We start from the raw sequence: 13,237 nt of genomic DNA, 5'->3' as shown, positions 1-13,237 counted from the left end.
ATAAGGTTGGCTCAGATTAAGCGCAAAAATAAGGCCCAATGAGAGGGCCTTATTTTTTGTAGATTCAAACCTGGGTGAGAATCTATTCGCCTTTGAGCATTTCTGCCAAGATTGGGTTCACTAGACCCGGGTTGGCTTTGCCTTGTGACGCTTTCATTACTTGGCCGACAAAGAAGCCAATCATTTTTTTCTGTTTGTCTGCATCTGCTGCACGGTATTGCTCAACTTGAGCGGCATTGGCATCTAGAATGGTTTGAATCATGGCTTCGATTGCACCGGTGTCGGTCACTTGTTTTAAGCCTTTATCTTCAATTATTGTATCTGCAGAGCCTTCACCGTTCCACATGGCTTGCAGTACGTCTTTTGCTGTTTTGCCATTGATGGTGTTGTCTTTGATGCGAACTAATAGTTCACCAAAAGCTGTCGCATTGACTGGCGATTGGGTGATGTCCAATTGTTCTTGATTGAGAAGCTTGCTTAGTTCTCCCATTACCCAGTTAGCGGTAAGTTTGGGGTCTTTGGCAATGTCGTTTGCTTGTTCAAAGAAATCAGCCATGGCTCGCGACGATGACAATACGTTGGCATCGTATTCGCTTAGGCCATGTTCACTTTGAAAGCGAGCGGCTTTTTGGTTAGGTAACTCTGGAAGATTGGCTTTGATTTCATCTACATATTCTTGCGTCAATACGACAGGCAATAAGTCTGGGCATGGAAAGTAGCGATAATCGTTGGCATCTTCTTTTGAGCGCATGCTACGAGTTTCGTTTTTTTCAGGGTCGTACAAGCGAGTTTCCTGAATAATACGGCCGCCATCTTCCAAAATATCGGCTTGACGTTCAATTTCTGTATAAATGGCTTTTTCGATGAAACGGAACGAGTTAACGTTTTTAATCTCTGTACGAGTGCCGTATTCTTTCTGGCCTTTAGGGCGTAGTGATAAGTTAATATCGCAACGCATAGAGCCTTCTGCCATGTTGCCATCACAAATGCCAAGATAGGTGACAATAGAGTGAATCATTTTTACATAAGCCACTGCTTCTTTTGCGGAGCGGATATCTGGCTCGGAGACGATTTCAAGTAGTGGGGTGCTTGAGCGGTTAAGGTCAATACCTGTCATGCCTTGGAAATCTTCGTGCAGGGATTTACCTGCATCTTCTTCTAGATGGGCGCGAGTTATACCAACACGAGATGTGGTGCCATCCTCTAGAGTTACATCTAAGTAACCTTTGCCGACAATAGGGTGATCCATTTGGCTAGTTTGGTAGCCTTTTGGTAGGTCTGGATAAAAATAGTTTTTGCGAGCAAAAACCGATGTCATGCCAATTTCTGCATTTACTGCATGGCCAAACATCACCGCCATGCGCAAGGCTTCTTTGTTGAAAACCGGTAGTGCGCCGGGCATACCAAGATCAACTAATGTTGTTTGGGTGTTTGGTTCTGCGCCAAAGCCAACTGCGGCACCTGAAAATAATTTCGATTGAGTAGAGAGCTGAGTATGAATCTCAAGGCCAATAACAACTTCCCAGTTCATGCTTATGCTCCTTTTGCCATCGTTGGTGTTTGTAGGTGCCAATCGGTGTGTTGCTGATACTGATGGGCGACGTTAAGTAGCTTAGCTTCGGCAAAATAATTGCCCATGATTTGCAGGCCAACAGGCATACCATCAACAAAGCCTGCTGGTACAGACATAGCAGGAATACCTGCAAGGTTGACAGACAATGTATAGATGTCTTCAAGGTACATGGCAACGGGGTCATGAGTTTTACTGCCAATGCCAAATGCAGTTGTTGGGGCAACAGGCCCCATGATGACATCGACTTCGTCAAGCGCTTTAACGAAGTCTTCTTTTATGAGGCGACGAATTTTTTGTGCTTTTAAATAGTAAGCGTCGTAGTAGCCCTCGGATAGAGCGTAAGTGCCAACCATAATGCGTTTTTGTACTTCTGTGCCAAAACCTTCGGCGCGAGTCCGCATATACATATCAAGCAAGTCTTTAGGGTCTTCACAGCGATGGCCGAAACGAACGCCGTCAAATCGGGATAAGTTAGAAGACGCTTCCGAAGGAGCGATCACGTAATAAGAAGGGATGCTTAGTTGTAGATTTGGTAATGAAATTTCTTTTACTGTCGCACCGAGCTTTTCAAATTCTTTTACTGCAGCCATTATGGTGTCGGCTACTTGTGAATCCAAACCGTCGCCAAAGTATTCTTTTGGTAGGCCAATTTTTAAGCCGGTAAGGGGGGCTTCTAAACCACTAACATAATCTTCAGTAGCTGTTTCGGCTGAGGTGGAGTCTTTTTCATCAAAGCCCGCCATCGCCTGAAGAAGATGCGCGCAATCTTCTGCGCTTTTTGCCATTGGACCAGCTTGATCTAAGCTCGATGCATAGGCAATCATGCCGAAGCGCGATACGCGTCCATAGGTCGGTTTGATGCCCGTGATGCCACAGAATGAGGCGGGCTGACGAATCGATCCACCAGTATCTGTCCCCGTCGCGGCAACAGCTAATCCTGCTGCGACGGCTGCAGCAGATCCACCAGAAGAGCCACCCGGCACTTTATCAAGATTCCATGGGTTTTTTACCGCGCCATAGAAGCTGTTTTCGTTTGAAGAGCCCATAGCAAATTCATCCATGTTGGTCTTACCCAACATAACCGCTCCAGCTTGTTGGATTCGATCAGTAACGGTTGACTCGTAAGGGGGGATAAAGTTGTGAAGCATTTTTGAACCGCAGGTCGTCAATGTTCCTTGGGTACAAAAGAGGTCTTTGTGAGCAACAGGGATGCCCGTTAGGCTTGTTCCTTTACCGCTGCTAAGTAGGGCATCGGCGGCCTGAGCTTGCTCTAAGGCTAGTGTATCACTGATGGTGATGTAGCTATTTAATTGAGGGTCGATTGTTTTGATGCGATCTAAAAATAGACGAGTCAACTCGACGCTAGATATTTCTTTATTGCGCAGCTTTTGCGCCAGTGTAGCAATGCTTTGTTCAAACATAGTTGGCTCTCGTTATTCAATCACTTGGGGTACTAAGAAAAGGCCGGCTTCGGTTTGTGGTGCGTTGGCTAAGAAAGCATCGCGTTGATTGCTTTCTGTAACGACATCTTCTCTTAATCTCTGGGTCATTTCGAGCGGGTTTGAAAGTGGTTCAACGCCATCGGTATTGACCGACTGCATTTGTTCGACAAGAGATAAAACACTGGAAAGTGAATGTTGATATTGGTCAGCGTCTTCCTCGGTAAGGGCGAGGCGAGCCAAGTGAGCAATTTTTTGCACGTCTTGTTTGTCTATGGACATGTTCCACCTGATATTTTGATTATCGTAAATGTTTCTTATTGTATATCTTCGTTGGTAAGCCATAAAGTGAACATGTTGAAAAATAGGGCTTATTTTGTGTTTATTAAAATTTTTTTAGTAAACAATGATGTGCATTTGAAGTTTTTTAATATTTACGCTGAATCAACTTGCCCAATTGCCCCGTGATTGTTACATTTTGACGCTGTTCGTATCGTATTATCAGGGTGTAAGAATTCATGTTTAAGAAAATCAGGGGAATGTTTTCAAGTGATTTGTCCATTGACTTAGGAACGGCAAATACCCTTATTTACGTTCGTGGCCGAGGGATTGTGCTTGATGAGCCATCTGTTGTTGCCATTCGTCATAATGGAAATCAGAAAACAGTAGCGTCAGTTGGTACTGATGCGAAGCGTATGTTAGGCCGGACTCCCGGTAATATTACGGCTATTCGCCCGATGAAAGATGGCGTTATCGCTGATTTTCATGTTACTGAAAAAATGCTGCAGTACTTTATTTCCAAGGTTCACGAAAATAGCTTTTTAAAGCCAAGTCCAAGAGTTTTAGTCTGTGTTCCTTGTAAATCCACTCAAGTTGAGCGTCGAGCGATCAAGGAATCTGCTTTGGGAGCCGGAGCACGCGAAGTTTATATTATTGAAGAGCCTATGGCCGCTGCAATTGGTGCGGGTTTACCTGTTGCTGAGGCGTCTGGTTCTATGGTGATTGATATCGGTGGCGGTACCACTGAGATTGCAATCATTTCCTTGAACGGTATTGTGACATCAGAATCCATTCGTGTGGGTGGGGATCGTTTTGATGAAGCGATTACGACTTATGTTCGTCGTCAGTATGGCAGCTTGATTGGTGATGCAACAGCAGAGCGAATCAAAACGGAAATCGGTATGGCTTACCATACAGGTGAAGAATTGCAGATTGATGTTCGCGGTCGCAACCTTGCTGAGGGTATTCCCCGTTCCTTTGTTCTAAGTAGCACGGAAATATTGGAAGCGCTACAAGAGCCATTAGCGCAAATAGTTCAGGCTATCAAAGGTGTGCTTGAACAGTCTCCACCAGAATTAGCGGCAGATATCGGCGAAACAGGTTTGGTATTAACGGGTGGTGGCGCTTTGTTGCGTGAAATTGACCGTCTAATTAGTGAAGAAACTGGTTTGCCAGTTATTATCGCAGATGATCCGTTAACCTGTGTGGCTCGTGGTGGCGGTATGGCACTAGAACTAATGGATAAGCATGCATCTGAACTATTTACTGCTGATAATGAGTAAAGGTTAGGAGCGCACCATTAATAACTCGCTTCATTTTAGTGGCAAGGTATCCAGCACTAGATTTATTGTGTTGGTTGTTTTGTCGATAGCTATGATCGTTGCCGATGTTCGCTATGGGCTTTTTTCGCAAGTAAGGCCGTATTTGACTTTACTTGTTACGCCTATTCAAGTCGTTGTGAGTACTCCCCAGAAAGTGTTCAATTGGGCGGGTGAGCATTTGGCAAGCCGAGAAGGCTTGGTAAAAGAGAATCAGTCCTTACAAGCTGAAATATTGCTGTTACGTAGTCGTCAACAACGTCTTGACTCATTACAAGCTGAAAACGTCCGTCTGCGTGAGTTGTTGGACGCCTCTCAACGGGTGGATGAGAAAATTGTGATGGCTGAAGTGATTGGTTTTGACCAAAATGCTTATAGCCATAGGCTGATGATTGATAAAGGCTTTTCTTCTGGTGCTTATGTTGGGCAACCTGTCTTAGATGCAACAGGTGTACTTGGTCAGGTGGTAGAAACATCGGCTTATAGTAGCCGTGTTTTGCTGATTGCAGATGCAAGTCACTTTGTTCCTGTTCAGTTAGCCCGAACGGGTTTTCGGGGGGTGTTGAGGGGAACAGGAAGCCTTAAAAGCATGGAGTTGATGAGTGTCCCTCGATCCGTTGATATCAAAAAAGGTGACGTGTTAACAACGTCAGGTTTGGATAAACGTTTCCCTAGCGGTTATCCCGTTGGTGTCGTCAGAAGTGTGAAGTATACCCAAGGAAAGTCTTACGCCGATGTTGATGTGGTGCCTTTGGCACAGCTGGGACGTAGCCGTCATGTGATGCTAATTGATAAGCCAAAGACGGGGCGATAATGAAAGCAATTTTCGTATTTTGTATTACTCTTTTAACGGCCTTAATGCTTGAAGCTGTGCCTTTTCCAGAAGACTTAGTCTGGTTTCGTCCAGAATGGGCTCTATTGGTTATTCTATATTGGGTTATTGCACTACCATTTAGGGTGGGGGTTGGCTTAGCTTGGTTTTTAGGCTTTATGGTTGATTTACTACAGGGCGGTATAATCGGTCAACATTCGCTAACTTACGTCATTATTGCCTATATTTGCGCCGTTTTTTATAAGCGAATTAGAATGTATCACCGCTGGCAACAAGGCTTTTTTGTTTGTGTGTTGGTGAGCGTTAATCAGCTTGTTGATTTCTGGATAGATCATTATCTTGGGCACGCAGAGCCTTCTTTGATGATTTTTATGCCGGCTGTCATCACTGGGCTTTTGTGGCCTTGGGCATTTATTATTTTACGTAGTGTACGCCGTATTTATGCGATCCGTTAGATCGATTATTAGGGAAATATTATGCTTGTTTTGGCGTCAGCTTCACCGAGAAGAAAAGAGCTGCTTAGCCTTTTGGTGAAAGAGTTTGAGGTTTTGCCTGCTGACATAGATGAAACCCCTTTTTCTTTTGAGGGGGCGAAAGAGTACGTTATACGAATGGCGGTAGAAAAAGCTAAAGCCGCATCATTAAAGTACACATACAAAGCGAGCGTTGATGATGTCGCTTTTTTTATTGCCTCAGATACGAGTGTTGTCGTCGACGGTCGTATTTTAGGAAAACCTTCATCTCTTGAAGATTCTAAGATTATGCTAAGGCTGCTTTCTGGCCGTTCCCACCAAGTCCTAACCTCGCTTTGTATTTGTGATCTTAAAGGTGATCATGTTGCCACGGATTGTGTTGTGAGTGATGTGTTATTTCGCGAGATAACGGATGTTGAAATTGAGCAGTATTGGAAAACAAATGAGCCGCAAGATAAGGCTGGATCATACGCAATACAAGGTTTAGGTTCTGTTTTTGTTAAAAATATGTCAGGGTCATACTCTGCTGTTGTTGGCTTGCCGCTATATGAAACTGCGCAATTGTTGGCGCAGTTTGGAATTCATTCGTTAGAGGAAATGTCCCATGAGTGAAGATGTACTCATTAATGTTACTCCCATGGAGATTCGAGTTGCTCTAGTTGAAAATGGCGTTTTGCAAGAAGTGTATATTGAGCGCTCTAGCCGTAAAGGAATTGTTGGTAATATTTATCAGGGAAAAGTAGTACGCGTATTACCTGGAATGCAAGCTGCATTTGTTGATATCGGTTTAGAGCGAGCGGCTTTCATTCATGTCTCAGAAGTGGTTGACCGTGATGCGGTTAACCCTAGTGATCAAATAGGTGATTATTTGCGTGAAGGGCAGTCTCTTGTCGTTCAGGTTACTAAAGACCCAATTAGTTCCAAAGGGGCTCGTTTAACAACACACCTTTCCATTCCTTCTCGTTATTTGGTTTATATGCCGGATCAAGCGCATGTGGGAGTGAGTCAGAGAATTGAGGATGAAGTTGAGCGTGATCGTTTAAAATCTTTGGTTTCCGAGGCGCTAACTGATGCCGATGAAAACAGCGGTTATATTTTGAGGACGGCTGCCGAGCGGGCGGGCGAGGAAGAGATTCTGGCTGATATTAAGTTTCTGACGCGCCTGTGGCAATCGGTTAAACGTCGAATGCAAAATGCTAAAGCGCCTTCAGTAATATATGAAGATTTGCCATTGCATCTGCGCACTATGCGAGATCTTGTGAGTTTGACAACAGAAAAAATTCGCATTGACTCCAAGGAAAACTATGCAAAGTTGCGCTCTTTCGCAGAAGACTTTATACCTGAGTTGAGGGATCGTATTGAGTACTACCCTGGTGAACGACCTATTTTTGATCTGTACAGTGTAGAAGACGAAATACATAAAGCATTAGATCGAAAAGTGCAGTTAAAATCAGGTGGTTATTTATTGGTTGAGCAAACGGAGTCTATGACCACCATTGATGTTAATACCGGAGCCTTTGTCGGTAGTCGTAATCTTGAAGAAACCATATATAAAACCAATCTCGAAGCTGCGACAGCCATAGGGCGGCAGTTAAGACTGAGAAACCTCGGTGGTATTATTATTATTGATTTTATCGATATGGAAGATGAGGAGCATAAGCGACAAGTTTTAAGAATGCTTGAGAAAATACTTGATACGGATCATGCTAAAACCAAGATTACAGGGGTTTCCGAGCTTGGTTTGGTTGAAATGACGAGGAAAAGAACGAGAGAGAGCTTGGGGCAAACATTATGTGAGCCATGTCGTTCATGCCGTGGCAGCGGTTTAGTGAAGACTCCAGAAACCGTTTGTTATGAAGTATTTCGAGAAATATTAAGAGCTGATCGTGCATATGACTCTCAAACTTATACCGTATTGGCAGCAAGTACTGTGGTTGAGAGGTTTCATGATGAGGAGAGTGCTGCGGTTGCAGAGCTGGAGGCTTTCATTGGTAAAACTATTCGCTTTCAAGTTGATTCCATTTACACGCAAGATCAATACGATGTTGTGTTGCGTTAGTGATAAAAGGCACTAATATGTTGTGGCTATTGCGTAAACTGGTTTTGCTTAGCTTTTGGGGGGCGGTAGCTTTATCGGTTTTGCTTGCTATTTTCTCAGTCAGTATTGGTAAGTTGTTACCTTATTTGGATCATTATCGCCCACAGATTGAATCTAATTTACAACAAATAACCGGCTATCCGATTACTCTAGACCGTATTGATGGTTATTTAGAAGGAGTTGATCCGACTTTTTCTGTAAGTGGTTTCAAGTTGCTTGCTGGTGGTCAATCTGCTATCAGTATCGATGAAATGCAAATACGATTAGATACGATTAAATCTATCGTCAGCCTGAGTCCACATTTTACTTATATTCGTTTCGTAAGCCCTTCTGTCAATTTAAGAGAAGAGGCAAATAAATGGCGACTGGCCGGAGCGAAGCCATCTAGTGAAGTAAAGAATGAAGTTGGAGTTGAGCGTGTTTTTGATTACTTGTCTGCTCAGCAAAACTTTTCTATCTTTGATGCTAAGGTTCGTATTAATAGTGAGCGATTTGGTCGGCATGAACTGATTGCACCTCATACTTATCTTTTCAAAAAATCGTCCGAATCTTTGTTAAGTTCCAATATTTATTTAGATGATGTTGATTCTCCTGTTGAGCTAAATGCCCGCATAGAGCAGATGCATCCATTGCTTGGCGATTATCGCGTCAAGGCTTCCATTAAAGTACCTGTTATACCTATGCCTTTGCATAGTTTTTTAGAGGATAAGCAGTTTTCATTATCCTCTTTACAATTTGGTGGGAATCTTTGGGTCAATGCTTTGATTGGCAAGGAAGTGGAGGTTCGAGCCGAGTCTACAGTGCTTGATGTTTCTTTTGATGACGGTCAGCGTTATCAATCATCGCCTTCTATAAAAATTCGTTATTCACAGAATAAACCAAATTTACGAATGACGGTTCATAATTTCCGCATCAGGGATGAGGTTAATAATATTTATCCAAGTACGGATTTTATCTATGACTGGTCGTCTGTTACAAAACGTTCAACGGTTAGTTTTAATCAAGCCGATTTGGCGATAATTAATAAAATATCTGCGCATTTCCTGCCAGCAGAAAGCAATGCGGCGCAAATTCTAGGTGGCTTAAACCCGACTGGCATGGCAAAAAACGCTTCTTTAGCATGGTCGCTGGAAGGTGATGATGTGTCCTTTGAATTTCTCAGTAATTTTCAGTCGGCTTCTGTTGATGGATACAATGGCATTCCTGAGGCCAGTAATATCGATGCTGTTTTTAGTTTGTCTGATAAGGGCGGATACATTAATTTTCGAGGCAAGGAAAGTAAGTTAGGGTTTGAGGATTTGTACTCGGCTCCTTGGAAAACAGATTCCCTTGCTGGTCGTGTAAGTTGGCAAAAGCAACAAGATGTTTTCTTAATAAGTGGTCAAGATCTTATTGTTAAACGAAATGGCTCAGATATTACGGGTGGTTTTCGGTTTGAGGTTCGTCAATCTAGACCGGATTGGATTGCATTGGACTTGCATGGGCAAAACCTGACAGTAGTAGATCGTTTAACTTTTATACCTACTGAAGTACTAAGTCGAGATATTCGATCTTGGATTAAGGATGCATTTACCGGAAAAGGAGATATTAAAACAGTCGATGTATTGTTGCAGACTGAGTTAAATAAAGGCTCGGATCCACATGTTCGGGTGCAAATGGCGGTGGATAATGCTGATGTGGATTTTGACAAGAATTGGCCCGCAGTCTCTGAAGTAGATGGTTTTTTTGCGTTTGATGAAGAAGGTGTTTCAGTAAAAGTTGCATCAGCAAATTTAAAAGGGATGCCTGTTCATGATCTTTTAATCACTGTGCCAATTAAGCGTGGCAATGCAGACTGGCTTAATCTAAAAGGAAGTGTCAATGAAGAGGCGTCCATTGTCTTGTCTACATTAAGATCGACGCCTTTGAATGATTTAGTGCTTAAGCCTTTTGCAAATTGGCAGTTGAGTGGCGATATTGACTCCGATTTTGCTGTGTCGATTCCTTTTGTAAAAGACACTGAGCCAAAAGTGCAATTAGGAATAAGGTTTGAAGAGAATAACCTTGTTATAGGTGATATTAACCTTGCTCTTGATATTGAGGATGGAAATCTTAACTACAGTTCGGATCAAGGTATTGCGGATTCAGAGTTTAGTATCCAGGCATTGGGTGGGGCCTCTAACTTGACTTTATCCTCTATGACAACGCCAAGCGGTGAATTTGCTGTGATGGGGGATTTGTCTGGTGAAGTAGGTATTAAGGACGTCGCCAAATGGAGAGAGCTTCCTGAGGGTATGCTGAGTGTTTTATCCGGTAAAGCGGCTTATACAGGAAATTTATCCGTTAATAAGTCTCAGGAAGGTCAGGTTGATTTGGTTGTGGAAAGTGATTTAAGTGGCGTTGGTATTGATTTGCCTAGTCCTGCCGGTAAAACAATAGATGAGGCGAAAGCGCTACGGGTTAAGTTAATGCAGCATGAAAAAGATATTGTCGTTGATGTGGATTATGCTTCTTTTTCCCAAGCTAGGCTTTTATTGCAAGACAGTGCGTTTGTTGGTGGAGAGTTACGGTTAAATGGTAAGGCGAATTCGTCTTTTGCAACTCAAATTCCGAAAGGGTTGGTGTTGACTGGAAGTTTTGAGCGAATAAATATTCCCGATTGGCAATCGACAATGACAGATGTGAATGGTTCGCCAAAGAGTTCCGATGACAGTTTTGAAGTACCAAAATTACCCAAATGGTTAAGTCGAGTAGATTTAATCGTAGATGAAGTAAATGTTAATACTGAGAATACTTGGCACAATTTTAAGGTTTCATATAATTCATCGGCTGATAAGTTGCTCTATGTCAGCTCGGATGAAATGAATTTTTCATTGCAAAATGTAGATGATAAGCCAGATTTGCACTTTGGTTTTTTAAGTTGGAATACGGCGAAAGACAATGATTCTGGTGCAACGAAAGCCAGTTCTAAAAAATCACCGATCTCAGTTAGGCAAATTCCTAATATGTCATTGTCCATAGACCAACTGTATTTTAATGGTAATCCGTATGGTGACTGGAAACTGAATGTTTCCCGTGATGGTGATCTTGTTCAAGTTGATCCAATATCAATGAAATTAAAAACAGGAAGCTTTCTGGGGCGTTTATCTTGGTTAGATAAAGGGGAAAACTCTAAAGTTGATTTGTCTCTTACTGCCAAAGGTGAAAATCTGGCTGAGCTGACGCATAAGTTTTCTAATGAATCGATTGTGTCTTCAAAAAGCTACAATATTGATGTTGGTTTGGGCTGGAAGGGTCATCCTTTTTATTTTGATAGGCAGTCTGTATCTGGGCATATTGATTTCTCGGCTAAAAATGGCAATTTCAATAAGGTAGATGAATTGCCAGCTTTCTTGAAGGTGTTAGGTATATTTAATATTGGAGCATTGAATAGGCGATTGCTGTTGGACTTCTCAGATGTTTATGAGCCGGGTCTGACATACGATGAATTTAAAGGAAAACTTAAGCTTGATAAAGGAATCATAAACACTGCTTTGCCTATCACTATCAGTGCGCCATCGGCTGAACTTGTGGTGGCAGGTAAGGCTGATATTGTTAATGAAACGTTAGATGAAAAATTAACGGCAACTTTTCCTTTATCTGGGACACTCCCATTAGCAGGTCTACTTTGGGGAACTCCTCAATTGGCTGGTCTTTTGTATATTACAGATAAATTAATTGGTGATCAGTTGTCAAAAGTCACAAGTGTCCAATATACCGTGAAGGGACCTTTTAGTGATCCTGTTATGACACCTGTTCAATACCGACCACTAGAGAAAAAAGATTGATGAATACATTACCTGTTGCTGCTATCCAATTAACCAGTACCAAGGATTGGCGTGATAATTTATTGCAGGTAAAGCAATTAGTGGACTCTGCAGTCAAGGAAGGTGCTAAGTTAATCGTCTTACCAGAAAATGTTTTTTTGTTTTATGGCAAAGGTATGAGGGCGCTGGCGCAATCAGATGAACAAGATATTCTACTAACGGAGATATCTGAGCTTGCCAAAGAGTATGAAATTTACCTTGTGGTAGGATCTCATCCTGAATTGTTAAGACCGGATGGATCAGTAGTAGCTAATGGGAGAGTTAGGCAAACTTGTTGGGTTATTGGTCCTGATGGTGTTTTCCTTGAGCGTTACGATAAAATTCATCTATTTGATGTAATGGTTGATGATAAAGCAGCATCTTATAAAGAGTCAGATTTTATAGAGGCGGGTGAACTAGCATTAAAGGTGATTGATATCGAGGGTTTTAAAGTTGGTCTCAGTATTTGTTACGATTTGCGGTTCCCTGAGTTGTATCGAGAGCTTGGAAAATTAGGGGCGGATATATTGTTGGTCCCTTCGGCGTTTACTTATGTGACGGGGAAAGCTCACTGGAATACTTTGCTATCAGCGCGGGCGATTGAAAATCAATGTTATGTGCTAGGTGTGGATCAATGTGGTTGGCATAACGAAACTAGGCAAACTTTTGGCCACAGTGTCTTGTACTCACCTTTTGGTCGTGAGCTAGTAGGCTTGCTAGAAGAACCGGGCTATTTTGTATTTACAATTACCAAGCAGATGCTTGCGGACTGCCGGCAGAAAATGCCTTGTTTAACTCATAGGCGAATGTAATAAGAAGCCTGTGCTCTAAGAGCAAGTCAGTGGAGCACAGGCTTAAAATTATTCTGTTAGGCCAAGGCGTTTTTCTTCTGCTTCACGTAAAAAGCGAAACAGCTTTTTACGGTTTGTTGTATTTCCTCCCTGGGAAACTTCTTTTTGGGACTGACGTATTAATTGTCTTAACAGCTGAATATCTTCGATTTCAGGATTTTCGTCTAAATATCGAGACAATTCTTCTTTGCTGTTCTCACCAATTAGCGCATCTCGCTTAATTTCTAATTGATGAAAAAGCTTATTGTATGCTGCAGATGTGGTGTCAAATAGAGCGACACGCTGTGCAATGGCTTCATGGTCTTCAGTACGCATGATCTTGCCAATGTATTGTAGGTGTCTTCTCATAGCTTCGTGCTTTTTAATGCGATCTGCTTCGGCAAATGCTTCGCGCAAAGTGTCTGACATTTCTACTTTTTTAAGCTGGTTTTTGCTTAGACCTAGCAGTTTTTTTCCAAGATCTTGCAAGGCTTCCATTTCACGCTTGATCTGGGTTTTGCTCTTAGGGATGTCTTCTTCGTTTTCAAATTGATCAAAGTCTGTCATGGG

The 13,237-nt window shown here is 42.4% G+C and carries 11 protein-coding genes; 7 read left to right on the top strand and 4 right to left on the bottom strand.

From position 1 onward, the window contains the following. Window positions 1-82 precede the first annotated feature (82 nt). The 3 genes from gatB to gatC are packed head-to-tail and all read right to left on the bottom strand — an operon-like array spanning window position 83 to window position 3,294. The gene (gatB, locus tag C0J08_RS12080) at window positions 83-1,531 is read right to left on the bottom strand and encodes an Asp-tRNA(Asn)/Glu-tRNA(Gln) amidotransferase subunit GatB (RefSeq protein ID WP_212652221.1); all 1,449 of its coding nucleotides are present in this window, start codon (window positions 1,529-1,531) and stop codon (window positions 83-85) included. Between the two features lie 2 nt (window positions 1,532-1,533). Further along, on the bottom strand, window positions 1,534-2,994 hold the full coding sequence (gatA, locus tag C0J08_RS12075; protein WP_212652220.1) for an Asp-tRNA(Asn)/Glu-tRNA(Gln) amidotransferase subunit GatA: 1,461 nt from the start codon (window positions 2,992-2,994) through the stop codon (window positions 1,534-1,536). A gap of 12 nt (window positions 2,995-3,006) precedes the next feature. Continuing rightward, a complete protein-coding gene (gene gatC, locus C0J08_RS12070) occupies window positions 3,007-3,294 on the bottom strand; it encodes an Asp-tRNA(Asn)/Glu-tRNA(Gln) amidotransferase subunit GatC (protein WP_212652219.1) in 288 nt (95 codons plus the stop codon). Between the two features lie 236 nt (window positions 3,295-3,530). On the opposite strand from gatC, the gene C0J08_RS12065 reads away from it, so the two are divergent. From C0J08_RS12065 to C0J08_RS12035, 7 genes are all read left to right on the top strand, one after another. Then, entirely contained in the window at window positions 3,531-4,574 is a 1,044-nt protein-coding gene (locus tag C0J08_RS12065) for a rod shape-determining protein (protein ID WP_012069640.1), read from the top strand. A gap of 67 nt (window positions 4,575-4,641) precedes the next feature. Next, window positions 4,642-5,424 carry a rod shape-determining protein MreC gene (mreC, locus tag C0J08_RS12060; RefSeq protein WP_249344264.1) on the top strand — a complete coding sequence of 261 codons (783 nt, stop codon included), beginning with the start codon at window positions 4,642-4,644 and terminating at the stop codon, window positions 5,422-5,424. Next, complete coding sequence (gene mreD / locus C0J08_RS12055; protein WP_212652218.1) at window positions 5,424-5,897, top strand: rod shape-determining protein MreD; 474 nt, start codon at window positions 5,424-5,426, stop codon at window positions 5,895-5,897. Before mreC ends, mreD begins: the two co-directional genes overlap by 1 nt. Before the next feature lie 21 nt (window positions 5,898-5,918). Further along, the gene (locus C0J08_RS12050) at window positions 5,919-6,527 is read left to right on the top strand and encodes a Maf family protein (RefSeq protein WP_212652217.1); all 609 of its coding nucleotides are present in this window, start codon (window positions 5,919-5,921) and stop codon (window positions 6,525-6,527) included. Continuing rightward, a complete protein-coding gene (gene rng, locus C0J08_RS12045; protein ID WP_212652216.1) occupies window positions 6,520-7,974 on the top strand; it encodes a ribonuclease G in 1,455 nt (484 codons plus the stop codon). Before C0J08_RS12050 ends, rng begins: the two co-directional genes overlap by 8 nt. 17 nt (window positions 7,975-7,991) lie before the next feature. After that, complete coding sequence (locus C0J08_RS12040) at window positions 7,992-11,819, top strand: YhdP family protein (RefSeq protein WP_212652215.1); 3,828 nt, start codon at window positions 7,992-7,994, stop codon at window positions 11,817-11,819. Continuing rightward, complete coding sequence (locus C0J08_RS12035; protein WP_212652214.1) at window positions 11,819-12,649, top strand: carbon-nitrogen hydrolase family protein; 831 nt, start codon at window positions 11,819-11,821, stop codon at window positions 12,647-12,649. Before C0J08_RS12040 ends, C0J08_RS12035 begins: the two co-directional genes overlap by 1 nt. A gap of 48 nt (window positions 12,650-12,697) precedes the next feature. Here the strand turns inward: C0J08_RS12035 and yjgA are convergent, their stop codons facing one another. Then, window positions 12,698-13,234, bottom strand: a complete 537-nt coding sequence (gene yjgA, locus C0J08_RS12030; protein ID WP_212652213.1) for a ribosome biogenesis factor YjgA — start codon at window positions 13,232-13,234, stop codon at window positions 12,698-12,700. Window positions 13,235-13,237: the final 3 nt, after the last annotated feature.

The sequence above is a fragment of the Marinomonas sp. CT5 genome (assembly GCF_018336975.1).
GTDB lineage: Bacteria > Pseudomonadota > Gammaproteobacteria > Pseudomonadales > Marinomonadaceae > Marinomonas.
This window is presented reverse-complemented; position numbering and strand designations above follow the sequence as displayed.